Annotated in this window: 24 protein-coding genes and 1 riboswitch; of the genes, 9 read left to right on the top strand and 15 right to left on the bottom strand. The window is 59.5% G+C overall.

The features are described 5' to 3' along the window. Window positions 1-333: 333 nt before the first annotated feature. The 7 genes from GA0061105_RS12295 to GA0061105_RS12265 form a co-directional block, all read right to left on the bottom strand. Window positions 334-2058: a glycerol-3-phosphate dehydrogenase/oxidase gene (locus GA0061105_RS12295; protein ID WP_092750374.1), complete on the bottom strand. Its 1725-nt coding sequence runs from the start codon at window positions 2056-2058 to the stop codon at window positions 334-336. A gap of 12 nt (window positions 2059-2070) precedes the next feature. Further along, window positions 2071-3606 (bottom strand): FGGY-family carbohydrate kinase, encoded by a 1536-nt coding sequence (locus tag GA0061105_RS12290; RefSeq protein ID WP_092750373.1) that lies wholly within the window; start codon window positions 3604-3606, stop codon window positions 2071-2073. A gap of 36 nt (window positions 3607-3642) precedes the next feature. Beyond that, window positions 3643-4485, bottom strand: coding sequence for a DeoR/GlpR family DNA-binding transcription regulator (locus GA0061105_RS12285; protein WP_064692930.1), 843 nt, complete (start codon window positions 4483-4485; stop codon window positions 3643-3645). A 129-nt stretch (window positions 4486-4614) separates the two neighbouring features. Beyond that, window positions 4615-5562 (bottom strand): D-ribose ABC transporter substrate-binding protein, encoded by a 948-nt coding sequence (locus GA0061105_RS12280; protein ID WP_064692931.1) that lies wholly within the window; start codon window positions 5560-5562, stop codon window positions 4615-4617. Window positions 5563-5667: 105 nt separating this feature from the next. Then, complete coding sequence (locus tag GA0061105_RS12275) at window positions 5668-6720, bottom strand: ABC transporter permease (RefSeq protein ID WP_064692932.1); 1053 nt, start codon at window positions 6718-6720, stop codon at window positions 5668-5670. 23 nt (window positions 6721-6743) lie between these two features. Then, window positions 6744-8288, bottom strand: a complete 1545-nt coding sequence (locus GA0061105_RS12270) for a sugar ABC transporter ATP-binding protein (protein ID WP_092750372.1) — start codon at window positions 8286-8288, stop codon at window positions 6744-6746. Beyond that, complete coding sequence (locus tag GA0061105_RS12265) at window positions 8285-8941, bottom strand: DUF2291 domain-containing protein (protein WP_064692934.1); 657 nt, start codon at window positions 8939-8941, stop codon at window positions 8285-8287. The genes GA0061105_RS12270 and GA0061105_RS12265 overlap by 4 nt, the downstream gene beginning before the upstream one ends. 785 nt (window positions 8942-9726) lie before the next feature. Between GA0061105_RS12265 and GA0061105_RS12260 the strand changes: the two genes are divergently transcribed. The 8 genes from GA0061105_RS12260 to GA0061105_RS12230 all read left to right on the top strand — a co-directional run bounded on the left by GA0061105_RS12260 (window position 9727) and on the right by GA0061105_RS12230 (window position 17392). Then, complete coding sequence (locus GA0061105_RS12260; RefSeq protein ID WP_092750371.1) at window positions 9727-11298, top strand: FGGY-family carbohydrate kinase; 1572 nt, start codon at window positions 9727-9729, stop codon at window positions 11296-11298. 34 nt (window positions 11299-11332) lie between these two features. Then, complete coding sequence (locus GA0061105_RS12255; RefSeq protein WP_092750370.1) at window positions 11333-12844, top strand: glycerol-3-phosphate dehydrogenase; 1512 nt, start codon at window positions 11333-11335, stop codon at window positions 12842-12844. Between the two features lie 10 nt (window positions 12845-12854). Then, window positions 12855-13787: a sugar phosphate isomerase/epimerase family protein gene (locus GA0061105_RS12250; protein ID WP_064693216.1), complete on the top strand. Its 933-nt coding sequence runs from the start codon at window positions 12855-12857 to the stop codon at window positions 13785-13787. A 67-nt stretch (window positions 13788-13854) separates the two neighbouring features. Further along, on the top strand, window positions 13855-14790 hold the full coding sequence (locus GA0061105_RS12245; RefSeq protein ID WP_092750369.1) for a sugar-binding transcriptional regulator: 936 nt from the start codon (window positions 13855-13857) through the stop codon (window positions 14788-14790). A gap of 129 nt (window positions 14791-14919) precedes the next feature. Beyond that, complete coding sequence (locus tag GA0061105_RS12240; RefSeq protein ID WP_092750368.1) at window positions 14920-15696, top strand: triose-phosphate isomerase; 777 nt, start codon at window positions 14920-14922, stop codon at window positions 15694-15696. 17 nt (window positions 15697-15713) lie between these two features. Further along, entirely contained in the window at window positions 15714-16169 is a 456-nt protein-coding gene (derI, locus tag GA0061105_RS12235; protein ID WP_092750367.1) for a D-erythrulose-4-phosphate isomerase, read from the top strand. A gap of 10 nt (window positions 16170-16179) precedes the next feature. Then, on the top strand, window positions 16180-16305 hold the full coding sequence (locus GA0061105_RS33755) for a hypothetical protein (protein ID WP_280949922.1): 126 nt from the start codon (window positions 16180-16182) through the stop codon (window positions 16303-16305). A 145-nt stretch (window positions 16306-16450) separates the two neighbouring features. Then, window positions 16451-17392 carry a fructose bisphosphate aldolase gene (locus tag GA0061105_RS12230; protein ID WP_092750366.1) on the top strand — a complete coding sequence of 314 codons (942 nt, stop codon included), beginning with the start codon at window positions 16451-16453 and terminating at the stop codon, window positions 17390-17392. A 270-nt stretch (window positions 17393-17662) separates the two neighbouring features. On the opposite strand, the gene GA0061105_RS12225 is transcribed toward GA0061105_RS12230, so the two are convergent. Further along, window positions 17663-18313, bottom strand: a complete 651-nt coding sequence (locus GA0061105_RS12225; protein ID WP_306371872.1) for a Crp/Fnr family transcriptional regulator — start codon at window positions 18311-18313, stop codon at window positions 17663-17665. Window positions 18314-18384: 71 nt separating this feature from the next. On the opposite strand from GA0061105_RS12225, the gene GA0061105_RS12220 reads away from it, so the two are divergent. Continuing rightward, the gene (locus GA0061105_RS12220) at window positions 18385-18903 is read left to right on the top strand and encodes a Spy/CpxP family protein refolding chaperone (protein ID WP_092750365.1); all 519 of its coding nucleotides are present in this window, start codon (window positions 18385-18387) and stop codon (window positions 18901-18903) included. 337 nt (window positions 18904-19240) lie between these two features. Here GA0061105_RS12220 and GA0061105_RS12215 read toward each other — a convergent pair whose 3' ends face one another. The 7 genes from GA0061105_RS12215 to GA0061105_RS33350 all read right to left on the bottom strand — a co-directional run bounded on the left by GA0061105_RS12215 (window position 19241) and on the right by GA0061105_RS33350 (window position 25977). Continuing rightward, on the bottom strand, window positions 19241-19678 hold the full coding sequence (locus tag GA0061105_RS12215) for an EamA family transporter (RefSeq protein WP_064692943.1): 438 nt from the start codon (window positions 19676-19678) through the stop codon (window positions 19241-19243). Window positions 19679-19680: 2 nt separating this feature from the next. After that, window positions 19681-19959, bottom strand: coding sequence for a CrcB family protein (locus GA0061105_RS12210; protein ID WP_064692944.1), 279 nt, complete (start codon window positions 19957-19959; stop codon window positions 19681-19683). Between the two features lie 73 nt (window positions 19960-20032). Beyond that, a riboswitch (Fluoride riboswitch) is annotated at window positions 20033-20109 on the bottom strand. Between the two features lie 210 nt (window positions 20110-20319). Then, a complete protein-coding gene (gene nhaA / locus GA0061105_RS12205) occupies window positions 20320-21501 on the bottom strand; it encodes a Na+/H+ antiporter NhaA (RefSeq protein ID WP_092750364.1) in 1182 nt (393 codons plus the stop codon). A gap of 479 nt (window positions 21502-21980) precedes the next feature. Then, the gene (locus GA0061105_RS12200; RefSeq protein WP_092750363.1) at window positions 21981-23261 is read right to left on the bottom strand and encodes an NRAMP family divalent metal transporter; all 1281 of its coding nucleotides are present in this window, start codon (window positions 23259-23261) and stop codon (window positions 21981-21983) included. Window positions 23262-23723: 462 nt separating this feature from the next. Next, window positions 23724-24257: a DUF2062 domain-containing protein gene (locus tag GA0061105_RS12195; protein WP_092750362.1), complete on the bottom strand. Its 534-nt coding sequence runs from the start codon at window positions 24255-24257 to the stop codon at window positions 23724-23726. A 190-nt stretch (window positions 24258-24447) separates the two neighbouring features. Next, complete coding sequence (locus tag GA0061105_RS12190) at window positions 24448-25704, bottom strand: glycosyltransferase (RefSeq protein WP_064692947.1); 1257 nt, start codon at window positions 25702-25704, stop codon at window positions 24448-24450. An 84-nt stretch (window positions 25705-25788) separates the two neighbouring features. After that, entirely contained in the window at window positions 25789-25977 is a 189-nt protein-coding gene (locus GA0061105_RS33350) for a hypothetical protein (RefSeq protein ID WP_064692948.1), read from the bottom strand. Window positions 25978-26085 lie beyond the last annotated feature (108 nt).

Genomic DNA, 26085 nt, shown 5'->3' with positions numbered 1-26085 from the left:
GAGGACGACGCCCCCGCATCTCGTTTCCCGAACGGGCTCTTGGGGAAGCTGCTCGTGGTATTGCCCCAGAACCAGCGCCCGGCGGCCGAGCGCCGCAGGATATGCCGCGAGCGCGGACCCGCGCCTGCCACCAGCGCATTCTGCAGCGGACTGAAATGATAGCCGTAAAGATGCCTGAGCGACCAGCCGACCTTGGCGAATTCCCGCACAATCCGCAGCGCCGTCGAATAGGGCTGGCCCTCGCCGCCAATTTCTTGAAAATGAGCAGTTGACCAGACCGTTTTCCTTGAGAAGCCTGATCTCCTGCAAGATAGCGATCAGAAGGTGAGCGAATTATCTTTCATGACACTCGATCTCCACCGTCCCGGCTTTGATTGTCTGATGGTGAAAGGTAGCGAGAAGGGAAATAACCTCGTCGATCTCCCGGTTAATACGCGGGCCCTCCCATCCGAGGGGCTTCGCGGCAACTTCGGCAATCTCTTTGAGGCCCTCCTCAATCAGCCGTCCCTCGATCGCAATCGTCGAGCGCCTCAGGACGATATCTGCGAGGTGAACCACCAGCTCCTTGCGGGCGATCCATTCAAATTCGCGGAAACTATAGGTCTGCGATCCTGAGATCCTGCGTTCATCCGAGTAGTCCGATCGGAATGTCGCCACCGCCTCGGCCGTTGTCCCGTAGCGATCGACCAGTTCCTGCGCCCGCGCGTTGGTGATGCCGCCGAACTTTGCGATCCGGTCGATGAGGACGCGTTTCGCGTTCGCGTCAACCGGATAGGCTTTTCCGCCGCCGATCGGAAGATAGCGGGTCGACTGTTTGCGTGTGTGCTGCAGCCGTGAGAGCACCACGTCCGCAGCCTCCTCAGCAAAGCCGCGGAATGTCGTCCACTTGCCGCCAACGAGCGACATGATGGCAAATGGCCGCGATTCGTCTGGCTCGATCACCGGTGCGGAATGATCGCGGCTGATCAGGCCGGGTGCAGTCCCGTCAGATGCGGGAAGCGGGCGAATGCCGCTATAGGTATAGACGATCTGGTCGCGATCGAAGCGCAATGCCGGAAGTATCGAACGCAGACTCTGCAGGAAATAGTCTATTTCCGGCTCCTCACAACGCACATTTTCGGGATCGGTGCTCGGGATATCCGTTGAGCCGACCAGTGCCAGTCCCAGATAGCCGTAAACCAGGCAGATGCGGCCGTCGTCGGCTTCGAAATAGATCATATGGCCGTTGAGGCTGCGCACCAGTTCCGGATGATCGATGAGAATATGGGAGCCCTTTGTGCCACCGATCAGACGCGAGGGCGCGCCGAGGCGTTCGTTGACATGATCGATCCACGGGCCGGCGGCATTGACCACGAGCCTCGGTCGAACCGCAAATTCTACTCCATCGTGCTTACGAAAACGCAGGCACCCGTCACGGGCGCTCGTCATTTTCGCGTAATTTTCCGCCACACAGAGAGGATTTGCGTCCAGGCCATCCCTGACAAGCTCATAGACGAGGCGTTCGGGCCGGCTGATCTTGGCATCATAATAGATGCCGCCTGCAACAATTGCCGGCGTGATATGGCGGATTTCCTGCCGCGCCTTGCTTTTCAGGAGGAACCGGTGGTGCGGCATGACACGGTTGCGCGAGCCGAAGTAATCATAGAGCGAAAGGCCGATCTTGATGAGCAGGGCGCCACGGCTGCGCGGTGCTGTCTTGGAACCTGCGAGCGTCCTCAATGCCGCCCAGATGCCACGCGTCCAGGAAAAGATCGGAATGAATGTGGGCAACGCCTCGACGCAATGCGGCGCATTTTTCAAAAGCAGGTTGCGCTCAAGAGTTGATTGGGCGACGAGTCCGAATTCGCCCGTTTCAAGATATTTCAATCCGCCATGGATGAGGCGCGACGGTGCGGCACTGGTTCCCGATCCGAAATCCGCTTTGTCGATGATCATGCAGCCGACGCCTTGCAGCGCAAGCTCGCGGAACAAGCCGGCCCCATTAATGCCTGCGCCCAGAATGAGAACGTCGATGTTTGTCGCGCCGGTCGTTGGACTGCCTTGGAGCGGGGTGTTCATGATGCTGTCGTCCTACTGTGCGGGATGGACCGCGCTTTCGTCCGCAAGGCCGGCGATCTTCGGCCAGAGTGGCTTCATTGTTTCGGCAATCTCGATGAACAGCCGGTAGCGTTTTTCATAATCGCTGCTGCGACCCGGATCCGGCCGGCAGGTGATACCGGGCTCCCGCCTATTCGATGTGCTCTGGAGGTCGTGATAAATACCCGCGCCGACGCCCGCGCAAAGCGCGGCACCCCAGGCGGCCGCCTCGTCGGTGCCGGTCACGGTCACCGGCATGGCAAGTACGTCGGCAAACATCTGTACCACAGCAGGGTTGCGCGAGATGCCTCCTGAAAGCCTTGCCTCCGTGAAGGCGAAGCCTTCGCGCAAGGCATCGACATGAATGCGGTGATTGAAGGCGATGCCCTCGAGCACCGCGCGCAGCATGTCGCCGCGATCATGCCAGCCGCCGAGCCCGAAGAAGCTTCCGCTTGCCGATGCGCCGTAGGGTGAGCCGTAGAGATAGGGATGGAAGAGGAGGGGCGAGGGCCGTGTCAATGCTGCGTCGATCTCCGAAGCCAGAAGTGCGTGAATCGATATGCCCTCGACCTCGCAGCGAGCCCAATCGGCGGCACAGAGCTTTTCGATGAACCATTCATAATTGGCGCTGGAAGCCGGTGAAATTGACATTGCGTTCCAGATACCCGGCGCGATCGCGTTGCGGCAGAACCAGCGCCGGTCGACGCGTGCCTTTGATATCAGTGTCTCATTGATCGAATAGGTTCCGGCGACAATCGCAACCACTCCCTCGGCATAACCACCCGCACCAAGAGCAGAGGCTACGACATCGTGAAGCCCGGCAGCCACGGGCGTACCCTCGACGAGTCCGGTCAGACGCGCCGCCTCGCTCGTCACTCGCCCGACGATCTCGTCGGAGCGCGCAGCTGGCAGCAGCGCGTCGGACAAGGCCTCCAGGCCGAAGAGATGGAGAGCTTCCTCGCTGTAACCTTGCGTCTCGACATCGACAAAGGACGTACTGGCTTCGGTGCGGTCCGTACCGGCAGAGCCGGTAAGGCAAAAACGCAGCCAATCCTTGCAACTCATGATGTGGCCGATATGCGAAAAGCGTTCTGGCTCATGGTCACGTATAAAGGCGAGCAGCGCCGAGGGCGCGGAGACATGCGGAGCTTGGCCGGTAAGCGTCATTGCCTTCTCTGCAACCCCGTTTGTCGTCCACAGGTCAACGATATCGCCAGCGCGGCTGTCGAGCGATACGATACCGTGGCCGAGCGGCCGCAAGCCTTCGTCAACCAGGTAGATCCCGTCGCCATGGGCTGTTGCCGCCACGGCCAGAATATCGCTTGCCGGCCTGCCGCTGAGAGCAAGCGCTTCCCGGATCGCTTCGGCCGTTGCGCTCCACAACCCGTCCATGTCCCGTTCCACGAAATGGGGCTTCGGGATGCGCTGACTCACGCGCCGCCTTGCTACGGAGATGACCGTACCGTCAATATCGAAGACGACGGCCTTCGTGACAGTCAGGCCGCTATCGATCCCGAGAAGGCTCGGCATGCATATTCACCTTTCTATCGCCACCGGACGATCCGGTTACACGCGTCCGCTGCCGGCCCTGGCAACGACGACGTTGATATCTTTTGACCGCATTCGGTCGATTTGGACGGCAGGCGTCCTGTCATCGACGATGACGACGTCGAATTCATCGAGTGCAGCGAAGCTGTGGAGTGCGCGTCGGTCGAATTTCGTATGATCGGCAAGCAGGATCCGCTTGACGGAGCAGTCGAACATGGCGCGCTTGGTGTCGACGGTCTCGGGCGACTGATGAAGCACGATCCCTTCATTGATCGCGGACATCGAAATGAAGAAAACATCAGCCCTCAACGCCCTGATCTCATTGATCGTCATGCGGCCCATGAAGGCGTTGCACCAGTTGTAATATTGCCCACCGAGCGCAAGCAGCGTGACATCGTGCATGCCGGTCAATGCATTCATCAGCGTCAGCGAATTGGTAATGGCGGTGATCGGCACTTTCGACGAGAGATGCGGGGCCATCTGCAGGACGGTCGTGGAATCGTCGAAGAAGATTGCCTGTCCCGGTTCAACGAATTGCATAGCAGCCTCGGCGATCGCCTTCTTCTCTGCCGATTGCCGGCTGGAGCGATAGACGTCACTGGACTCGATCAGATTTGTGGCTGCCGCCGTGACAATGCCGCGTGTCTTCCTGAAGAGCCCGCGGCTGACGAGTTCATCCACGTCGCGATGGGCCGTCATCAGGCTGATGCCAAAGCGGTCAGTCAGATCTTCTATGCGCATCGAGCCTTCGCTCATGACGGCCTCGGCAATCATCCGCCGCCGCGCAACCTGGCGCGTCTGGCGGCTGTCGCTGGTCAGCTGATCCAACAGTTCATCGCCCTGATTAATCTTCTGTGTCACGGGTCACCCTTGTCGCTGAATTCTGCCCCAGCTTCGTATAGTGATTGCCATGCCAAGGCAAAGAAGGCGAAAGCGATTTTGTCCGTCGGAAGTGCGGGAGGGCGTCCTGCGGGCGCCCTCCGTTATCAATTACTGTTCCAGCACGAAGGGGCCGGTGTACTTGTCTACATTGTCCTTGGTGATCAGCAAGCAATCGAAGAGCTGTTTCTCACTTTTGGCACCCGTGCTGCCGGTCTTGATGACGCTGTCGGCCTGCTTGACGGCTTCCGCCGAGAAGACTGCAACAGGTTGCAGGACGGTATATTGCAGTTCGCCCGCCTTGATTGCGGCAACCGCATCTGGAGAGCCGTCGAAGCCACCGACCTTGACGTTGGCAAGCTTGCCAGCTTCCTTGAGTGCCGCGATCGCGCCGAGCGCCATTTCGTCATTGCCGGAGATCACTCCGGTAATGTCGGGATTGGCCTGGAGCATGGACTGCATCTTGTTGTGACCCTGGGTGCGGTCCCAGTTGGCGACTTCCTTTGCGACCTTCTGGAGATCGGGATACTGGGTCAAAACTGTCTCATAGCCATTGGAGCGCGTGGCGGCATTATTGTCCGAGGGTGCGCCGAAGAGTTCGGCATACTTGCCCTTGTCGCCGACCGCTTCAACCCACTGTTGGGCGCCGATTGCGGCACCCTGCGCGTTGTTCGAGACGAGCTGGGCCTTGGCAAAGCCTTCCTGGTTGATCTCGGCATTGACGAGAATGACCGGGATACCGGCGGCAACGGCCTTCTTGACCGCGCCGATGGAACCGTCAGCGTTGGCCGGATCGAGAATGATGGCCACCGACTTGTTGGTGATGGCGGTGTCGATCAGATTGCTTTCGGTATTGGTGTCGCCCTTGTGCGCGCTGACCGAAGCGGTGTAGCCGAGCTTTTCGGCGGTTGCCTTTGCAACATTGCCTTCGGTCAGCCAGTAGGGGTTGGACGGGTCGTTGACGATGATCGTCATCTGCCCCGCTGCCCAGGCTGAGGTTACGAGAATCGGCGCGACAGCGGCGGCCGCCAGAAGGATGCGCATGCCTTTTTTAAACATAGTCTCTCTCCCATTGTGAGTTCAGGTACTGCCGGAAGCCGGCGGTGCTTTCCACGATTGCATCGGGATCTTCCATTGCCATCGCGGAGAAGTGCTGCTGCGGCATCAGGACGATTTCGTCCGACGCCCGTATTGGATGCTGTTCATTAGGACTGCGAGAACGATGACGGCGCCTGTAAAGACGGTCTGCCAATAAGCCGACACACCGATGATGACGAGACCATCAGAGAGGAAGCCAATCACGAAGGCGCCAAGCATCGTACCGCGCACAGTTCCGCGCCCGCCGGTCAAGGCGGCGCCCCCGATGACGACGGCTGCGATCGCAGTCAGTTCGTAGGTCGTGCCTGCTGTCGGGCCGGCCGAGGTCAGCTGCGACGATAGGACCAGGCCGGCAATTGCAGCGCATACGCCCGAGAGCACGTAGACGATGATCTTCACTCGCTTGACCGGCACGCCGGAAAGATCGGCCGCCCGTTCATTGCCGCCGGACGCATAGAGCCAGCGACCAAACGCGGTGCGGCTGAGAACGATGCCGCAGATGATCGCAAGCACCGCAAGCACGATGACGCCGATCGGAATGCCGGCGAGACGGTTAAAGCCAAGCCAGTCGAAGCCGGTATTGCCAAGTTCGGGACGGCCACCAAGATTGTTATAGGTCAGGCCGTTGGTCATCAGGAGCGCGATACCGCGGGCGACATAGAGCACACCAAGCGACGCGACGAAGGCTGGGACCTTCAAATAGGCGACTAGCACGCCATTAACCGCGCCCACGACAGCGCCGAGAAAGCAGGTAATGACCACCACGGCCCAGACAGGCGGATAGAGGATGACGCCGAACGAACTGAGCGTCACGCCTTGCATGAGGAAGCCGGCAATGCATCCTGCAAGCCCGAGCGTCGAGCCCACCGAAAGATCGATGCCGCCGTTCAGGATCACCAACAACATCCCGATCGCCAGGATGCCGAAGATGGCAACATGCGAAGCCATGGTCAGGAAGTTGCTCAGGCTGAAGTAATAGGGAGACAGGAACGAGAAGACTGCGATGATGACGATCAGCGCGAAGAAGGCGCGGCCCTCCAGGATCAGCCGCACGAGGTTGGTGTTGCGCTTCTGCCCATGCGACACTGACTTCTTTTCGGTGATGTTCGTGACTGACATGATCAGTGCTCCATATGTCCTGGCTAGTGCGCGACCACGGCTTCGCCTGAGGCGGCCATGATCTTTTCCTTGGTGACGTCAGCGCCGAATTCAGCCGAGATCCGGCCGCGATGCATGACGATGATGCGATGCGCTATGCTCAGGCATTCGTTCACCTCTGAAGTCGAATAGACGACTGCGAGGCCCTGCCGGGCGCGTTCGGCCAGCAGCTTGAAGACTTCCGCCTTGGCGCCGACGTCGATGCCGCGGCTCGGCTCGTCGAGAAGAATGACTTTCGGGTTAGTCGCCAGCATCTTGCCGATGACCACCTTCTGCTGATTGCCGCCGGACAGCGAGCCAATGGCAGCCTCTCCTCCATCGGTCTTGACGCGGACTTTGCGAATGGAGGCATCGACAAGCTCGCGTTCGCGACGGCCGGATGTGAACAGCCCCTTTGTAAAGGCGCCGATGCTGGCGAGTGACAGGTTGGAGCCGACCGTCATTGTCTGCACGAGTCCGTCGCGTTGGCGATCCTCGGGCACCAGCACGAGGCCGCCTGCAATGCGTCCGGCGATGCTCAAATGTCCGATATTCTGGCTCTCAAGCCGGATCGTGCCGCTGCTTGGGCGCAATCGTCCGGCCGCGCATTCCAGGAGTTCGGTGCGTCCGGCCCCCATCAGGCCGTAAATGCAGACGACCTCACCTGCGCGCACCTCGAGCGACAGACGGTCGACCGAATTGAAGGCCGACCCGGAGGGGCCAGGAACAGTCAGGTGGTCGATCGACAGCACGGGCTTGCCGATTTCGTAACCTTCGGGCGGACTGCCGAGGTCGAAGTTGTCGCCCACCATATTGCGGACAATCCATTCGAGGTCGATGTCCCTGCGTTGTGCGTAGGCCGTCATGATGCCATCGCGCAAGACGACGGCATGGTCAGTGATCTGCAGCGCTTCCTCAAGGTGATGTGAGATGTAGACGATCGATACGCCACGATCAGTCAGATCTTGGATGACTTTGAAAAGCACCTCGACTTCTGCGGCGCTGAGCGCCGAGGTCGGCTCATCCATGATCAGGATCCGCGAATTGACGGAAAGCGCTCTTGCGATTTCGACAATCTGCTGCTGGCCGAGGCGCAGGTCCTCCACCTTCGTCAGGGGATCGATCTCCTCTTCGAGTTCTTCCATCAAAACGCGCGTCTGGCGCTCTTCTTCCGCGAAATCGACCACACCGCCCTTGATGATCTCGCGGCCCATGAAGATGTTGTCGCGCACGCTGAGATTGGGAGCGAGACTGAGTTCCTGGTGAATGATCGAGATGCCGCATTCGCGGGCATGGGTCGAAGAGTTGAAGCTTATTGGGTTGCCGTCGAGAATGATCTCGCCCGACGTCGGCTGAACGACCCCCGAAAGGATCTTCATCAGCGTCGATTTGCCCGCGCCATTCTCGCCGAACAAAGTGGTAATCTGGCCGCGATGAATATCAAAATTCACGCCCTTGAGGGCATGCACGCTGCCATAGGATTTGGCGACATTGCGGGCGGCCAGCACGACCTCGCCTGGGACCTCGAATGTGGAGCTCGGCTCGCTCATTTGACGTCGACCTTGACTGGCGTTACGAGCCAGTTTTTCGGGTTGATGAGTTTGAAGACGCCGACAACAGTTGCCGTCTTGCCTTCAAGCTGGTCCGGATCAAGCCCCGCGAACACGGCTTTCTTCATCTCGTTATTGATAGCCGAGCCGGCATCCTGATACTGGATCTGATTGGTGAACTGACCGAATTCGATCGTACCTGTAGCATCGCGGAGGTCCGTGCCGTTGACCGCAGGACCGGTCTGGACACGGACCACCGTCTCGGGAGGCATGCCGTCGATCTTCATTTCGCTGGTATTGGATTTGCGCGCGCCAAACGTGCCGGTCAGAGTGACCGCCATGACCGGGCCGGTGCTTGTCGCGACGCCGTACTTCTCTCCGGCCGCCTTCTTGTCGGCCGCGATCGCTGCTGCCAGATCGTTTGCGGCAGTAGCGCGTTTTTCGATATCCGCCTTGATCTTCGGAAACTGCTCGGCGCCGAAGGTCTCCGGCGAGAAGGCCTGCTGCCTGACATCGCTTTCCGAGCCGATCCTGACGACTTTGGTGTCGAGGGCGATTCCGCCGACGACGGCCAGTGCCGCAGCGGCACCGAGAATAATCTTCAGGCTACCTTTCCCGGACGCCGATACTGTTGGGGCGGTTTGTGCACTCATGACTGACGACCTCTGCGGCTCATCGGTTTATCTCGAAGGAGGAAAAGCTGCGGAAGACGCTCCGGTGGCGGCATCGAAGACGACCCGTTGTCTCGAGCCCCGCATGGGAATGCCGAACGCGGCCGGGCATCGAAGCGCGTCGACGACAAACAAGCACATCCAAACCTCCTCCTACCGGAGCGGCGTCAGTCTCCTCCAATCGCCGGACCGTGATTGCAGCCAGAACGACCAGCTGCGTTAGCTAAATGGTATTTACGCCAAAAATCATGTTATCAATTTCAGTATCTGTCAACTGGGATTTCGCACTTCTGGCGGTTCATGCGTCACGTGGCAGGTCTCGACACAGGAGATTCAAGGAAGTATCAATCACAGCGGAGAGCGTCACATAGCCTGCGAACTATCCACTGAAGCGTCGTCAAACCTATTGGAATTAAAGCAAAATTCGGTAACGCCTGCTGGTCGACGCAGGTTGTGCCGTTCATCGATGCGGGTAAGGGACTGGCGTTACGCAGCCTAACCACCACAATCATTTTACATGAAAAAAAATTCAACATAAGAAAAATCTTACTGGCGAAATGATATCTTTGTGTTATCTGTCAACGGGATGGTTTTCAAAGAGGAGCCGGTCGGCACATCGCCAGGCTGGAGTATGGCTTCCTTGCCGCTTTAGGGTTGATCACATGCGCCCGTTGTTGCCCGTGGCGAGCTGGAGGATAGGAACATGACATCGACGTGCGGCCGCCTCGCCCCTCGTGACGCTCGAACAGGACGGTTGGTAGTCTGAGATGCAATCCGGTCAAAAGCTCATCATCGGCATAGATGCCGGCACATCGGTCATCAAGGCGGTCGCCTTCGATCTGACCGGTCATCAGATTGCGGCCGCCTCCGTTCGCAACAAATATGTGAGCGGCGCTGATGGCTCGGCCACGCAATCGCCTGACCAGACCTGGAAAGATTGCATCGCGGCCCTTCACGGCCTCGGAGAAAAAGTCGAGGATCTTGCAGGACGCACCGTCGCCATTTCCGTGACGGGGCAGGGGGACGGTACCTGGCTCGTCGGTTCCAGCGACCGGCCGGTCGCCGACGCCTGGCTGTGGCTCGATGCGCGCGCTGCCCCGACGGTCGTTTCACTTGCCGCCGGACAGGCAAACCGGGCGCGTTTCGAAGCGACCGGCACCGGCCTCAATACCTGCCAGCAGGGCGCCCAACTCGCCCACATGGACCGTGTGATGCCAGAGCTTCTCGACCTGGCGGAGGCGGCGTTGCACTGCAAGGATTGGCTCTATCTCAACTTCACTGGTGTAAGGGCAACCGACCCGTCGGAGGCAAGCTTCACATTCGGCAATTTCCGCACGCGCCGCTATTCGCCTGTTGCCATCGATGCGCTTGGCCTGACGCATCGCCGCGCACTGCTTCCCGACATCCTCGACGGATCTGAGACCACCCATCCGCTGAGCTCAGAGGCGGCAAATGCATGCGGGCTTCGCGCCGGCACGCCCGTCAGCCTCGGTTATGTGGACATGGTGATGACGGCGCTCGGCGCGGGTGTGCGAAGCGGCGGTCGCAATGCAGCCTGCTCGACGATCGGCTCGACCGGCGTGCATCTGCGCGCCAAACCTGTCGCCGATGTTCATCTCAACCGCGAGGGCACCGGCTATGTCATCGCCCTGCCGATTCCCGGCACCGTGACGCAGGTGCAAACCAATATGGGCTCGACGATCAATATCGACTGGCTGCTGGATATGGCTGGCTATCTGATGGCCGAGGCCGGAAAGCCTGCCAACCATGCCGATCTTGTGGGGAGGATCGATCGCTGGTTCTTCGAAAGCCAACCCGGCGCCGTGCTCTACCATCCCTATATTTCGGAGGCCGGAGAGCGCGGCCCCTTCGTCAACGCGCAGGCGCGTGCCGGATTCTCCGGTCTGTCGGTGCGTCACGGATTTCCCGATCTGGTCCGTGCTGTCGTCGAAGGCCTGGCGCTTGCCACACGTGACTGCTACGCCGCAATGGGCGACGTGCCGCAAGAATTGCGCATCACCGGCGGCGCCGTTCGCTCCGGTGCGCTGCGCCGCTCGCTCAGTGCCTCCATCAACGCGCCGATTCGTCTGTCTCGCCGCGAAGAGACGGGAGCGGCCGGTGCCGCCATGATGGCAGCCGTTGCGATCGGCGCCTACCCGACCATGGACGACTGCATCGCCGAATGGGTGACGCCACTTCTCGGTGAAGCCGAGCAGCCGGTCGCGGCCGAGGCGGCGCGCTTCGATCTCCTGTTTTCCGCCTATGCCGATATCCGAAAGGCAATGCCCGCCGCCTGGCAAACATTGGCCAGAGCCGCGGCAATGCAGCCAGTCGCTTAGATCGTCGATGCAGCAGCATCCGAGGGAGGATGACATGACCCAACCCGAAATCCTCGACCTTTTCGTCATCGGCGGCGGCATCAACGGTGCTGGAATCGCCCGTGACGCGGCTGGCCGGGGCCTGAAGGTCGCGCTCTGCGAGAAGGACGACTTGGCGCAGGGCACGTCATCGCGCTCGGGCAAACTCGTCCATGGCGGACTTCGCTATCTGGAATATTACGAGTTTCGTCTCGTGCGCGAGGCGCTAATCGAACGCGAGGTGCTGCTAAATGCCGCCCCGCACATCATCTGGCCGATGCGCTTCGTCCTGCCGCACAGTCCCGAAGATCGCCCAGCCTGGCTCGTCAGGCTTGGTCTCTTCCTCTATGACCATCTTGGCGGTCGTAAGAAGCTGCCCGGCACGCGCACGCTCAATCTATTGCGTGATCCCGAGGGAACGCCAATCCTCGATCAGTTCACCCGTGGATTCGAGTATTCCGATTGCTGGGTGGACGATGCCCGTCTCGTCACGTTGAACGCGGTCGGCGCCGCCGAGCAGGGAGCGCTGGTGCTTACCCGCTCGCCGGCGGTCTCGGCGCGCCGCGAAAATGGTCACTGGACGATCACAACGAAGAGTACCAGGAGCGGCGAGGTGCGGACCTTCCGCGCCAAATGTCTCGTCAATTGCGCTGGCCCTTGGGTTACCGACATCATCAACCGTGTTGCCGGCTCCAATTCCAGCCGCAATGTCCGGCTCGTCAAGGGCAGCCACATCATCGTCCCGAAATTCTGGTCGGGTGCCAACGCCTATCTGGTTCAAAACCACGACAAGCGCGTGATCTTCATCAATCCCTACGAGGGCGACAAGGCGTTGATCGGTACGACGGATATCGCCTATGAAGGCCGGGCCGAGGACGCCGCGGCCGATGAGTCGGAGATCGGCTATCTCCTGAAGGCGGTCAACCGCTACTTCAAGGAGAAGCTTCGCCGCTCCGACGTGCTGCACAGTTTTTCCGGTGTTCGCCCGCTCTTCGACGACGGTAAGGGCAATCCGTCGGCCGTCACTCGAGACTATGTGTTCGACCTGGACGAGACGGGTGGAGCTCCGCTCCTCAATGTTTTCGGCGGAAAGATCACCACCTTCCGCGAACTTGCCGAGCGCGGCCTGCAGCGCCTTCGGCATATCTTTCCGGAAATGGGCGGCGACTGGACCCAAAAGGCGCCGCTTCCGGGCGGTGACATGCCCAATGCCGATTACGAAACCTTCGCCAACAGTCTGAGGGAGAGCTACCCGTGGATGCCGCGCAAGCTCGTTCATCACTATGGCCGTCTCTACGGTACGCGCACCAGGCAGGTGGTGGCGGGCGCGTCAGATCTGCAGGAGCTTGGCCGCCATTTCGGCGGGCAGCTCTATGAGGCTGAGGCGCGGTACCTCGCTGCCGCTGAATGGGCCGAAACCGCCGATGACATCCTCTATCGCCGGACCAAGCACTACCTGCACCTGAGCGAGTCGGAACAGGCGGCCTTTGCCGAATGGTTTGCCTCATCCCGCCTTGCCGCTGCCTGAGGATCTGCCGATGCCGCTGACGCTCTCGCTCAACACCAATCCCCTGGTGAACCGCTTTGCCGAGCCCGACGACCTGATCGAGACGGTCGCAAGGAAGCTGCGCATCCGCGATCTGCAATTAACGCATGAATTCGTCAATCCGAGCTGGCCAGCACCGGTGATCCGCCGCCTGACCCGGCAGATGGAGGCGGCGCTTCAGCGCACCGGCGTGCGGGTCACCTCAGGCATGACAGGCCCCTATGGCCGCCTCAATCATTTCGGTCATCCGGACCGTGACGTGCGCCGGTACTATATCGACTGGTTCAAGACTTTTGCCGACATTACAGCCGACCTCGGCGGACGTTCCGTCGGCACTCAGTTTGCGATCTTCACCTATAAGGATTTCGATGACACGGCTCGCCGCGAGGAACTGATCAAAATCGCCATTGATTGCTGGTGTGAGGTCGCCGAGCACGCGAAGGCTGCCGGACTGTCTTTCATCTTCTGGGAACCGATGAGCATCGGCCGCGAATTCGGTGAGACGATCGAGGCCTGCATCGCGTTGCAGACACGTCTGTCGGCGGCCGACATGGCCGTGCCGATGTGGATGATGGCCGATATTGACCATGGGGATGTCACCTCCACCAATCCCTGCGACTATGATCCCTATGCCTGGGCGCGGGCCGTGCCGAAGCTGTCGCCGATCATCCACATCAAGCAGAGCTTGATGGACAAGGGCGGCCATCGGCCGTTCACAGCTGCCTTCAACGCCAAAGGCAGGATCCAGCCCGCGCCGCTTCTCGAGGCCTTTGCGGCAGGCGGTGCCGACGACAACGAGATCTGCCTCGAACTCTCTTTCAAGGAGCGCGAACCGAACGATCGCGAGGTGATCGCGCAGATCGCCGAAAGCGTCGCCTTCTGGGCGCCGCATATCGACACGGGGGCGGCGGACTTGAAGATGTGACGGGACGATCTACAAAGGCCAGCTGAAATCCAGTGGAATTACCAGATAACAAACGGAGGGAGCGGCGATGACGGATGCCGATGAAACGCTTGCCGTGCGGGCCGCCTGGCTCCACTATGCCGGCGGGCTCACCCAGTCGGACGTTGCCCGTCGTCTCGGCATACCATCGGTCAAGGCCCACAGGCTGATAGCGCGCGCCGTCGCCGACGGCGTGGTGAAGGTGACGATCGACGGCGATATCGTCGAATGCGTCGAACTCGAGACACGGCTCGCCGAGCGGTTCGGGTTGCAATATTGCGAAGTGGCTCCAGATCTTGGCGAAGAGGGTCTGCCGCTTCGCGCGCTGGGTCATGCTGGTGCGGGCTATCTGAAGCGGGAAATCGAGTACGGCGACCACGCGGTCATCGGGCTGGGCCATGGCAGGACGCTTTCGGCTGCCGTTCAATATATGCCGCGCATCAGCGCCAAGCAGACTAAATTCGTTTCCCTGCTCGGTGGTCTCACGCGGAACTACGGCGCCAATCCCTATGACGTTATGCACCGCATCGCCGAAAAGACGGGCACGCAGGCCTATGTAATGCCCGTTCCCTTCTTTGCCAACACGGCCGACGATCTGCAGGTGCTTCGAGCTCAGCGCGGTGTGAAGGAGGTTTTCGACCTCGCCGATGCCGCCGACCTGAAGCTTGTCGGCTTGGGAACAGTGGACGCGGAGGCGCAGCTTGTGCTTTCCGGCATGGTCGAGCCGGCGGAAATCGAGGATATCGCATCGGCCGGCGGCGTGGGCGAGATCCTGGGGCATTTCTTCGACGCTAACGGTCAGGTCCTCGATACGGCGCTCACGGCCCGCACGCTTTCAGCATCCTTCCCCCAAACCGCGAAAGAGCGCCTCGTGGCCCTTGCTGGCGGGCTGGGCAAGGTGCCGGCGATCAGGGCGATCCTGCGAAGCAGAAGGTTGCATGGGTTGATTACCGACGAACGAACTGCGCAAGCGCTACTGAGTTGAACCTGCGGGATCGCTTTCGCCTTCGCAACACGACGCCATTATCACCGACAGCGCGCCTGAGGCAGCTGTCATCAACGAATTCGAGCAGTCGGGCATCAAGCTCACCATCGCTCCGGCACAGGAACAGGCATGACCAAGACACGGCAATTCTGGATCGGCACAAGCTGGAAGATGAACAAGACGCTCGCAGAAGCCGAGCAATTCGCCAAGGCCCTTGCGGTTGCTGATGAAGGGCGCGATTCTCGCATCCAGCGCTTCATCATTCCACCTTTCACGGCTGTACGTGAGGTCAAGCGCCTGCTGGCGGAAACCTCCGTCAAGGTAGGCGCGCAGAATATGCACTGGGCCGATCACGGCGCATGGACCGGCGAGGTTTCGCCCCTAATGCTGAAGGATTGCAGTCTCGATATGGTCGAACTCGGCCACTCGGAGCGGCGTGAGTTCTTCAATGAGTCTAACGAGGCAGTCGGGCTGAAGACGGAAGCTGCCGTCCGCCATGGGCTGATCCCGCTCATCTGCATCGGCGAGACACTTGCCGATCGTGAGAGCGGCAGGGCGGCGGAGGTCCTCGCAACCCAGGTTCGCGGGGCGTTTGCAAAGCTTGCCGATGAGCAGAAAACGGCCGACATCCTTCTCGCCTACGAGCCCGTTTGGGCAATCGGCGAAAAGGGAATACCTGCGACTGCGGACTATGCCGACGCACGCCAGGCTGAGATCATTGCGGTCGCTGAAGCGATATTAGGGCGCAAAATTCCTTGCCTCTATGGCGGGTCGGTCAATCCGCAAAATTGCGAGGAACTGATTTCGTGCCCACATGTCGACGGGCTCTTCATCGGCCGTTCTGCATGGAACGTCGAGGGCTACCTCGATATCCTTGCGAAATGCGCCGCCAAACTTCCCGCCTAATCCCAAGGAGAAAGACAATGAAGCTTGCAATTGCTGGAGACAGCGCCGGCGAAGGCCTCGCCAAGGTCTTGGCCGATCACCTCAAGGATCGTTTCGACGTCGAAGAAGTGTCCCGCATCAATGACGGCCTCGATCCCTTCTACGCGAATCTCTCGGAGCGTGTCGCATCGGGAGTGATCGATGGTACGTATGACAAGGCAATTCTGGTCTGCGGCACCGGCATCGGCGTCTGTATCTCGGCCAACAAGGTCCCCGGCATCCGGGCGGCCTTGACGCACGACACCTATTCTGCCGAACGGGCAGCGCTTTCCAACAATGCCCAAATCATCACGATGGGCGCGCGCGTGATCGGGCCTGAGCTTGCCAAGTCTATTGCCGATGCCTTTCTCGCCCAGACTTTCGACGAGAACAGCCGCTCCGCCGGCAATGTGAAGGCGATCAACGAACTAGACGCAAAGTACAATGTGCGCTGAGGAAAAGTCCTTGCTGCACGTTGCTGGAATAAGCTCGATCCTGCGGCCTCGGCTTGCCGCCACCATGGAGCGGACGGCCGAGAAGCACGGATTGATGCAATACAAGAATGGCGGTCGAGGCGTCCTGCCGGGATGATCCAGATTCAATCCTGCTGCGCAAAATCAATACCGCGCGCAGGCCGGTCAGCTCTTGAGCCTCTTGCACCGAGCTATAATTACGTCATTCTGCTTTAAATCTGGTCAAGCAAGTCGCAGATGCGGCGGCATATGAGGGGAAGAAAATGGCACCCAATCAGAAAATGATGTCACAGATGATCGACAAGGACGGGTTCATCGCCGCGCTCGATCAGAGCGGAGGCTCTACTCCGGCTGCGTTGCGTCTCTACGGCATCTCCGATTCCGACTATAGCGGCGAAGACGACATGTTCCGCCTGATGCACAAGATGCGCGTGCGTATCATGACTGCATCCTCTTTTTCTGGAAGCAAGGTGATCGGCGCAATCCTCTTTGAAAAGACCATGGATGGCGATGTCGCCGGGAGACCGGTCCCTGACTTTCTTTGGGAAGAACGCAGTGTCGTGCCTTTCCTGAAAATCGACAAGGGTCTGGCGGCCGAGGAAAATGGCGTCCAAGTGATGAAGCCCATGCCGGACCTCGACAGCCTCCTGACACGCGCAGTGAAGAAGGGGATTTTCGGGACCAAGATGCGGTCGGTGATCGCGCATGCAGATAGTTCTGGCATCGCTGCTGTCGTCAAGCAGCAGTTTGAGATCGCGCGGCGGATCCTCGACTACGGTCTCGTGCCAATTGTCGAGCCGGAGGTTCTCATCAAGAGCGCCACGAAGGAGGAGGCTGAGACGATCTTGCGCGATGAAATCGCCGACGAGCTCGACAGATATACCTCGGGCGAGAAAGTCATGATCAAGCTTTCCCTTCCGACTGTGGCTAATTTCTACAAACCGTTGATCGACCACAAATCGGTCGCCCGCGTTGTGGCTCTGTCGGGCGGCTATAGCTGCGCAGATGCTTGCGAGAAGCTCAGTCACAACGACGGCATGATCGCGAGCTTCTCCCGCGCGCTGGCAGAGGATCTTCGGGCAACCATGAGCGATGGGGAATTTGATGCGTGCCTCTCAAGAGCGGTAGAGCAGATCTATAATGCCAGTGTGTTCAAGATAGCTGCAACTGCCTCGGGACAGAAGTTGGAAGCGACAGACAACTGAGGTAGAACTCTCCAGAGCAAAGCAGGCGGAATTTCGTGCGCGCCCACGAGATCGAGCTTGCTCCGTCGGCTGACCGGGCCTGGATCGCCGGTGTGCAAGATGCATGCACCGTATTCATCCTATAGACGGGCCGCCCCACAGGGGCCGTGGTTTTGTTGGCCGCGCTGTGAGGAAGCATATCGACGGTCGCCGCAGACCTATGCGTCGCCCCGGTGACCGTTTGGGGCTTCGGCGCGGAAAACCTGGTCAATCCGAGGGGCCGCTGCGAAATCAAATCTGTCTGAAGCTGGATGGATAACCCGCTTTCTCAATGGCCGTATTGATCGCGACTGGATCCTTGGTCTCAACCTTCGCAATCCTGGCCGCAAGAGTGCGATCTTGCACAAAAGAGCCGCGCCGCTTCGACAGCTCTCGATAGAGCGCTTCCGGCGATACGCCGATATCGTAGGCCAGCGCCTTCCATTCTCCCTTCAACGGCAGCTCGCCGTCGTTCCATGCCAGCCAGGATTCAAGACGAGCGGCCACTGTCTTCAGGCTGGCGATCTCCGCGCGCTTCCTCGTCTGCTGTAGCTGGTAGGAAAGATAGGACGCCCAGCCTTCGGCGAATTCCGGATCGCTGCGCAGGGCGCGTCTGATCGAATGGATCGGAACCGATGTTGCGTCCGCGTCGGTGATGGCGACGGCGTCACAATGGTAGACGCTGGAGAAGACGGAAGCTTCCGCAAGGACCAGCCCCGCTGACGCCCGCTGCAGCACCGCAACGTTGCCGTCGACCTGATGTCGAACGAGATGAACGACGCCGGACTCCACGAGATACAGGCTTTCCACCTCGTCGCCCTGGTTGAAGAGGTGCCGGCCAGCGTCAAATGTTCTTCTTCCACTCGAGAGGCTGCGGACTTGATCCATGAGGATGTGCGACATGATTTCGATCATGTCGCACATACGGGCGGCAAGCAATAGTGGTGGCCCCATCCGCAATTGGAGCGCAACCGATGAAGTCCCTGCTTGTCACCTTTAGTTTCGCTATTCTCTCCACGCAGGCGTTGGCCGAAGGGCCGCACCACGCCACGTCGCCATACGCTCAGGAGGCGGGAAGGGATATCAAGTCGTTGTCGGAAACGGACGTCGACGAATTGATGAGAGGGGGCGGGTGGGGTTTTGCGAAGCCGGCCGAACTCAACCGCTATCCGGGGCCATCGCATGTGCTGCTGATGAAAGACCAGCTCGAATTGACAGACGATCAGCTCCAACGGGTACGGGTGATCTTCGACGTCATGCAGGCGCGTGCGTCGAGGGAGGGGATGGCATTCGTCGAAACCGAGCGGGCGCTCGATGCCGCATTCAAAAGCCGGACAATCACGGAATCCACGCTTCAAGACCTGGTTGCCAAAGCCGAGACGAGCCGATCGCGGCTGAGGTTCATTCACCTCGCAGCGCACCTTGAGGTGACACAGATACTCAGCGCCGAGCAAATCGCGGCCTACGGCAGGCATCGCGGATATTCGAAATAGGCTGTGGAAATCCCGGTGAGCCGTGTCGCGTTCAACGACGGCGACTTTGGAGTGGTGGAACCTGTGACCTCGACGTCGCTTAGCCGTGGAAGGGCGTGTGAAGAACGATGGTTGGGATCTGGCGATTTGCCCTTTCCAGGACAAGGGTGCGCGCTTCGTTTTCGGCCGAAGTCAATCCCCTCGAACAAGAGCGATGTTGGAGCGGGGCGCGCTTCTCTTCCCGGACGTGGCTGCCCCCGCGGAAGACGTCATGCCACCGACGTCCCCCTTCCTGCCTAAAGTACCTTGAGGTTTTCAGCGGAAGACTTTCCTGGCTCCCTCCCTTTTGACGCTTACTTCAAACCCGGTATGCCACGAGCACGGCCCCTCCCGCGATCATGATGACGCCCAGCCAGTTCGGCAGCGACAGGCGCTCACCGAGGAACAACACGGCAAAGACCGAGACGAAAACCACGGAGAGCTTGTCGATGGGCGCAACGCGGGCGGCGTCACCCAGCTTCAAAGCACGGAAGTAGCAAATCCATGATGCGCCGGTGGCCAATCCGGACAGGACGAGAAAAAGCCAGCTTCTCGGTGAGACCGAGGACGGCTCCTGCCAGTTGCCGGTGATATAGAGCATCAGGCCCGCAGCCATCAGGATAACGATAGTTCGAAAAAAGGTGGCAAAGTCGGAATTGACGTTCTCCACACCGACCTTGGCGAAGATCGCCGTGAGGGCAGCAAACCCCGCTGACAAAAGAGCCCAGAGGGGCCAGCTCGTAAGGAGGTTCTTCATTATCAACTTCCTTGTGCAGCAAAGCGGATCATCAACAATCCGTTGAACAGACCTGTTATCGATGCGGCCAGCGAAAGCCCTGCGTAGCCCGCTGCCACGACCCATTGTCCGCGCTCCCAGAGGCTGACCCTGTCGAGCGAGAACGTCGTGAATGCCCCGAGAAGCCCGGTCGTCAGGAACCGGCGAAGCTCCTGCGGCAGACCGGAGCGCACCAAGAAGAACTCCGTCTTGAAAACGAAGACCGAAAAACCGATGCGGGCGTCATGCGAACGACGCTCCATGCAATCCCGCGATTAAGGGAAAAAGAAACGGACTTTGGATTCTAGGCACGACTCTACTCCTTCGCGTGGCTCGCGTTGAGTAGGAGTCATCAGCTTCATCAGGGAAGCGGTTCGGCGTGATGCCCGGCAGAATCCATTACCGTTGGAATCGATATGGCATGTCCAAGGCCAGTGTCAACTTCCGGTGCGACGGTGAACTCAGTTAGACCAGGAACGACGAGCCCTAGGTGGGATCGTAACCTCACTTACTATTTAGCCTATCCGGCGAAAGAACGGCGAATAGGTGCGGCCGCCCGCCCATTCCGCATCGAGTCAGCGACCCCGAGGAGATGCCAGTTGGAAGGCTTTCAGCCAACAGGGTCACAGTCGCCGCTTGAATGTGGCGAGCATTGCCGCGCCGACCAGACCGGACAGCAGAGACCCCAGCAGGATGCCCATCTTCACATAATCCTGAACGTTTGGATCATCGAATGCAAGCAACCCTATGAAAAGGCTCATGGTGAAGCCTATGCCGCAGAGGGCGGCCACACCGGTCATCTGCCCCCAACTCGCCTTGGCGGGTAGGTCGGCGAGGCCGAGTTTGACGAGGATGAAGACGATACCGAGAATGCCAACCAATTTTCCGAGCAGAAGGCCTGCCGCCACGCCGAGTGTGAATGGCTCCGTCAGCGTCGCTGTCGAGACGCCGGAGAAGGAGACCCCGGCATTGGCGAAGCCGAAGATCGGAACGACGACGAACGTGACGGGCTTGTACAGGATGTGCTCGAGATGGTGCAACGGCGACTGCTCGTGGCTCGCCTCGGGCGTTCCCGGCGTCACCTTCAGTGGAATAGTAAGAGCGAGAAGAACGCCGGCCAGCGTCGCGTGGATTCCGGATGCGAAGACGAGCACCCAGAGCGCGGCGCCGAGCAGCAGATACGGCCAGAGCTTCAAAATCTTATTGCGATTCATACCATAGAGCGCCGCCAGCACCGCCGCGGCCCCTGCAAGCGCCAGGAGGTTGAGATCACTCGTGTAGAACAGCGCGATGATCACGACGGCCCCGAGGTCATCGATGATCGCCAGTGCCGCCAGGAAGATCTTCAACGACGCAGGCACGCGCGGACCGAACAGCGAGATGACGCCCAGGGCGAACGCGATGTCCGTCGCGGTCGGAATCGCCCAGCCACGCAGCGCGGCCGGGTTTTCCCAGTTGAACAAGATGTAGAAGAGAGCAGGGAAGACCATGCCTCCCAGTGCCGCCGCGCCCGGAAGAATACGGCGGCTCCAGCTGGAGAGCTGGCCGTCCAGCATTTCGCGCTTGATCTCGAGCCCGACGAGGAGAAAGAACAGCGCCATCAGCGCGTCATTGATCCAGTGCAGCAGGCTGAGCGGCCCCAGATAGACGTGAAGGGCGTGGAAGTAACCCTCTGCAAGCGGTGAGTTCGCCGTCACGATTGCAGCGATGGCGACTGCCATCAGGACGAGGCCGCCTGAAGCTTCGCTGCCGAGGAACTGGCAGAGGGTGGATCGGATGAGACCTGGAGAGATAGGCGACGACACCGGTCAGCACTCCCTGTGTTTTGGAAGGTTGATCTTCAGTCTCCGTCGATCTCGGGAAAGCCCGCGGCGCACGCAGCACACGCCGTTCACTGGATGATAGAAGCGTGACGTCCCCATTTCCAGCGAAATCGGGCTTTAAATGAGCCCGTGCAAAGCGCCTTCTCTGCCTGTGAGGTTAGACTGCTTCCTCTGCAGTGCCCTTCAGGTCACGCTGCTGAGGCTAAGACCCTGGACGACGATGGTGGAAAGCGGCCGTCATGAATTTTTCATGGGAAAGCTCTATACTGCCGTCCCGACCGCCCATCGTCTTGCACCGTGACGTCGGTATGATGCGCAGCACAACTACTATAGCGCCACCGTCTAAAATTATTGAGTGACAAATGGCCCGCTGCGACAGAGCCATCGCAGCCATTTCATATGACTGTCGGCGGTGCTGCCGCTCATCTACTTCAAGAGACGTAACAGAGCCTGAGCCCTACTCAAAAGAGAAGCATGCCGACTGTGCTCAGGCCCATGACGAGTGCCGTGAAGGCGCTGATATAGACCATCCAACGCGGGGCTTTAAGTTCTCCCATGATGGCCGCGTTCCTCGCCATCATGACCATCATGACGATGATTGGGGTCGCGAGAACGCCATTGACGACCGCGCTCCAAAACAAAGCCCTGACGGGATCGAGACCCAACATCGTGACCGCAACGCTTCCGAGCGTGGCGATGACGATTGTGGCATAGAAGGCCTTTGCCTCTTTGGGCTTCTTGTCGAGACCTTCCGACCAGCCAAAACTCTCGGCAACAGCATAGGCTGCAGAACCCGCAAGTACCGGAACCGCAAGGAGCCCGGTGCCAATGATTCCCACCGCGAAGACGGCGAAGGCGAAGTCACCCGCGACCGGCTTGAGGGCTTCCGCCGCTTGGGCTGAGGTCTCAATCTTGTCGATGCCGTTGACGTGCAACGTCGCCGCGGCTGCAACGATGATGCAAATTGCCACAAGATTGGAGAAACCCATGCCGACAAGCGTGTCGAGACGGATGCGGCCGAGTTCGGGTTCCGCCATCTCCGGAATCCGCCGCAGGCGTGCGAGCTTGCGGCGTCTCAGTTCTTCGACTTCTTCCCCGGCCTGCCAGAAGAACAGATAGGGACTGATCGTGGTGCCAAGGATTGCCACGAAGGCGGTGAAGTGTTCTCCGGTCAACTCGAATGTAGGCATGACGAGACCACTCAGCGCCTGGCCCCATGGCACGCCCACCACCAGAACGACAGCGACATAAGCGAAGAGCGACAATGTCAGCCACTTCAGGACAGAGACATAGGCGGGATATGGGACGAAAACCTGAGCGGTCGCACAAAGAATGCCGAACATAAGGGCGTAGACGACCTCCGGCCCGCCGACGAGCAATCTCAGCGCGGCTCCCATCGCGGCGAGATCGGCACCGATGTTGATGAAGTTCGCAATAAACAGCAAGATCATCGCGGTGTATGCGAAGTGCCGATGGTAGTGGAGCTTCAAGTTCTTGGCGAGGCCTTTGCCTGACACCGCTCCGATCCCTGCGCTCAATCCCTGGACCGCAGCCATGAGCGGGTAGCTGAAGAGCATGGTCCAACCGAGCGTATACCCGAACTGGGCACCCACTTGGCTGTAGGTGGCGATGCCACTCGGATCGTCGTCCGCCGCACCTGTTACCAGGCCGGGACCGAGAGCCTTTAGAACGCTGGGGTTAGATTGTTGCGAAGACCGGAGACGAGGTGAGGAAGCATCCATTGCCGTACGCACTGTTTCGACTGAGACAAGAATGCGTGAGAGGGCCCCGAGTTCCGAGCGACCTGTCACTTTAGGGCAATTGACAATCGCGAACAGGCGGTTCGACCACCACAACGAGAACGGCACGACGCCGAGATGGAACTCGTCGTCGGCAATGAGGTAGAACGCGGTTCGCAGAACCCCCGTCGCAACACCCCGCTGCTGGCACGGTAGCGAAGACCGCCAAAAGGTCGTTATTCTGCGAACGTGGAGCGTGACCTGCACAAAGGCCCGATTGTTTCTCGTTTCCTTTTATCAGGGTTTGCGCAGTACTGATGGCGTCCTGTAAATCGCCATGATCAGCTTCCGAACGGCAGCTTTCGTGAGTGGAACACCGTACCCGCCATCACCGAGAACTCGCCCGTGCAGTCGCCGCCGGAACAGCGGAAGCGTCGGCGGGCGTCGCTCGTGGACCTCACGATCTTATACACCCTGCCGCGTTCTTCGCTGCTGAAATAAGCGAACACCTTGCCACGTCAATAGATAGAAAACCGCACCGCAAAAAGCGCCGAGCGGAAGGCCGCCGACAAGCACCGGTTTCAGGATCGGATGCCAAAGTGGTGCAAAATCGAGATGCCGGAGCAGGGTGAACAGATCGGCTTCACCGATCTTCTCGGGCGCGCGGCCTAAAACAAAGATGCCAATCCGATAGGCAGCAGCAAAGATTACCGGAAAGGTAAGTGGGTTTCCAAACGCCGTCCCGAGCGCAGCTGCAATCATGTTGCCTCTCAGGATGAAGGCTAAACAAAAAGCCATCAGGAAGTGAAAGCCCAGGAAGGGCGTACAGGACACGGCCACTCCTGCTGCAACCCCAGCCGCAACGGCATGAGGAGTAGCCTTCAATCGAAGTACTCGAATGGCAATGTACCGGATGGACCGCAATAACCCCTTAGATGGCCAAAAGACGGCACGGATCCGCTGAGCCAATGAGAGCGGCTTCCGTCTCCTAAACAGCATGCCTTGACCTTCCGCCGTGCGAGCGTTTTGGATTAACAATCGATATTATATCGAGAGACCCGCGCCTGGAATGCAATTCGTCGACCTTTGCAGGCGACGAATTTTCGCGCCCGCCCATTGGCATCGCCGGAGTTAATCTCATTCTCCTGATGCCTCTCGATTGGGCAGGAACTTGGGCGGGCGCCGCTCATCATTTCGAAGGATGCGCCTGACGTTTGTTCGCAGCAGCCTCAATGAAGCCAACTGCGGTCGCAACCCCATCCTCAGACCGTATCCGTGCGCCAACCGCTTCTGCCCGACGTCGCATAAGTGTATCGTCCATGGCTGCCAGTGCTGCTGTCAGGCTCTCGACGGTCAATGCTCGGCGCTCGAGTGACAGTCCTACGCCGAGGTCCGTTATCCGCCTTCCCCAGAACGGTTGATCGCCAAAAAATGGGCAAATGATCATGGGCTTGCCAGCCCGAAGAGCGGCCGCGGTCGTTCCGGCGCCGCCGTGGTGGATGACCGCACTCACCTCGTGAAACACCCTGTCGTGAGGGGCGTCGCGGACGACATGAACGTGCCCGGATCTATCTTCTGCGGACAGAGCACCGCCTCCAAGAGCCAAGATACTCCGCTTGCCCCGCCTTGCTAGCGCTTCGACAATAATGGCTGTCATTCGTACCGGATCGACGCCGGGCATGCTTCCGAAGCCGACGTAGACCGGCGGCTCTCCTTCCGTGAGAAATGCTGCCAGTTCGTCGGAAGGCCGCCAGTTTTTGCTGTCGAGAAACCAGTAGCCACTCACCAGCACGTCACTGCCCCAGTCAGGAGGGACCGGCACGACATGTCGGCTGTAAGCGTAGAGCGTGCCATCCGAAGCGATTGCTGGCATCCTGCGCCGCGGTAGACCAAGTTGTTCAGCCCTCCAGTTCGAGAGCAATTTCCCGAACAGAAGATCGGCACCCCTGATGGCCGCGAGGTGGCTGATGCGATTGAACCAGCCCAGATCTTTGAAAGGCAACATCGGGCTGGGAAAAGCAGAGGTTGGCGTAAAGCCGGGCAGGGGCGAGGCCAAAATAAATGGGCGATGGAGCGCCTCTGCCATATGTGGCACCGCCATTGCCTTCGGATGATGCACGAAGATATCCGGTGTGAATGCCTGGGCGGCTTTCCATTCCGCATCGAGCAAGGTTCGCATCATCGGACGGACGTACTTGAGCAGCTTGATACCGGAACCGAAGCCTTTGCTGCCGGCGATCGCTGCCTTTCCTTCCGGTGTGTCGAGAAGAGCGAGAAACTCTCCGGGCAGGGGGGCGAATCCGATGCCATGATCTTGCACCATGCTCTCGAACTGAACCGGGGCAGCGAGCTGTACTCGATGTCCGCGCTCGATCAATCCCAATGCCAGAGCGATATAAGGCTGAACATCTCCGCGCGTGCCGAGAGTATGGATGGATACCCTCATCTGCCTTCACCCGCGTCCGTCTGAACCTTCGTGGCCGGTGCTGCCAATGTCACTCCACGGCTCGGTAGCGGTCGTTCTGAATAGCTATTTTTCATTATGAACTGAACCACCAATCGCCCCGCGCTTAACGATCATGGCCGCTGCGATGAGGGGCAGGACCGCAATTACGAAGAGAAGCCACTTCTTGCTGATACTCATCGAGGAGTCACCAAAGGTGCTGCTGTACTCTACAGTCAACGGCCCGACCAGCAAAGCTGACGCTGCAAGTCCCATGACGAGGATTCCGATTGAGAGGGAAGCCTGAAATAACGATGGTTGATCCAGGCGAACCCGGCTGTCAGAACCAGGAGCAGCGAGACGAGATCGAAGACGGACAAATCG

Origin of the sequence: Rhizobium aethiopicum (assembly GCF_900094625.1) — a bacterium.
Taxonomy (GTDB): domain Bacteria; phylum Pseudomonadota; class Alphaproteobacteria; order Rhizobiales; family Rhizobiaceae; genus Rhizobium; species Rhizobium aethiopicum.
The sequence above is the reverse complement of the archived record's forward strand: the minus strand, read 5'-3'. Positions and strand labels throughout refer to the sequence as shown.

Coding starts and splice junctions, on each gene's coding strand:
- GA0061105_RS12220 (WP_092750365.1), top strand. CDS start 18,385: ATGAAGTCCCTGCTTGTCACCTTTAGTTTCGCTATTCTCTCCACGCAG.
- GA0061105_RS12265 (WP_064692934.1), bottom strand. CDS start 8,941: ATGAGTGCACAAACCGCCCCAACAGTATCGGCGTCCGGGAAAGGTAGC.
- GA0061105_RS12290 (WP_092750373.1), bottom strand. CDS start 3,606: ATGCCGAGCCTTCTCGGGATCGATAGCGGCCTGACTGTCACGAAGGCC.
- GA0061105_RS12275 (WP_064692932.1), bottom strand. CDS start 6,720: ATGTCAGTCACGAACATCACCGAAAAGAAGTCAGTGTCGCATGGGCAG.
- GA0061105_RS12230 (WP_092750366.1), top strand. CDS start 16,451: ATGGCACCCAATCAGAAAATGATGTCACAGATGATCGACAAGGACGGG.
- GA0061105_RS12240 (WP_092750368.1), top strand. CDS start 14,920: ATGACCAAGACACGGCAATTCTGGATCGGCACAAGCTGGAAGATGAAC.
- GA0061105_RS12260 (WP_092750371.1), top strand. CDS start 9,727: ATGCAATCCGGTCAAAAGCTCATCATCGGCATAGATGCCGGCACATCG.
- GA0061105_RS12280 (WP_064692931.1), bottom strand. CDS start 5,562: ATGTTTAAAAAAGGCATGCGCATCCTTCTGGCGGCCGCCGCTGTCGCG.
- GA0061105_RS12245 (WP_092750369.1), top strand. CDS start 13,855: ATGACGGATGCCGATGAAACGCTTGCCGTGCGGGCCGCCTGGCTCCAC.
- GA0061105_RS12255 (WP_092750370.1), top strand. CDS start 11,333: ATGACCCAACCCGAAATCCTCGACCTTTTCGTCATCGGCGGCGGCATC.
- GA0061105_RS12215 (WP_064692943.1), bottom strand. CDS start 19,678: ATGAAGAACCTCCTTACGAGCTGGCCCCTCTGGGCTCTTTTGTCAGCG.
- GA0061105_RS12295 (WP_092750374.1), bottom strand. CDS start 2,058: ATGAACACCCCGCTCCAAGGCAGTCCAACGACCGGCGCGACAAACATC.
- GA0061105_RS12210 (WP_064692944.1), bottom strand. CDS start 19,959: ATGGAGCGTCGTTCGCATGACGCCCGCATCGGTTTTTCGGTCTTCGTT.
- derI (WP_092750367.1), top strand. CDS start 15,714: ATGAAGCTTGCAATTGCTGGAGACAGCGCCGGCGAAGGCCTCGCCAAG.
- GA0061105_RS12225 (WP_306371872.1), bottom strand. CDS start 18,313: ATGTCGCACATCCTCATGGATCAAGTCCGCAGCCTCTCGAGTGGAAGA.
- GA0061105_RS12190 (WP_064692947.1), bottom strand. CDS start 25,704: ATGAGGGTATCCATCCATACTCTCGGCACGCGCGGAGATGTTCAGCCT.
- GA0061105_RS12195 (WP_092750362.1), bottom strand. CDS start 24,257: ATGCTGTTTAGGAGACGGAAGCCGCTCTCATTGGCTCAGCGGATCCGT.
- GA0061105_RS33350 (WP_064692948.1), bottom strand. CDS start 25,977: ATGGGACTTGCAGCGTCAGCTTTGCTGGTCGGGCCGTTGACTGTAGAG.
- GA0061105_RS12250 (WP_064693216.1), top strand. CDS start 12,855: ATGCCGCTGACGCTCTCGCTCAACACCAATCCCCTGGTGAACCGCTTT.
- GA0061105_RS12200 (WP_092750363.1), bottom strand. CDS start 23,261: ATGGATGCTTCCTCACCTCGTCTCCGGTCTTCGCAACAATCTAACCCC.
- GA0061105_RS12270 (WP_092750372.1), bottom strand. CDS start 8,288: ATGAGCGAGCCGAGCTCCACATTCGAGGTCCCAGGCGAGGTCGTGCTG.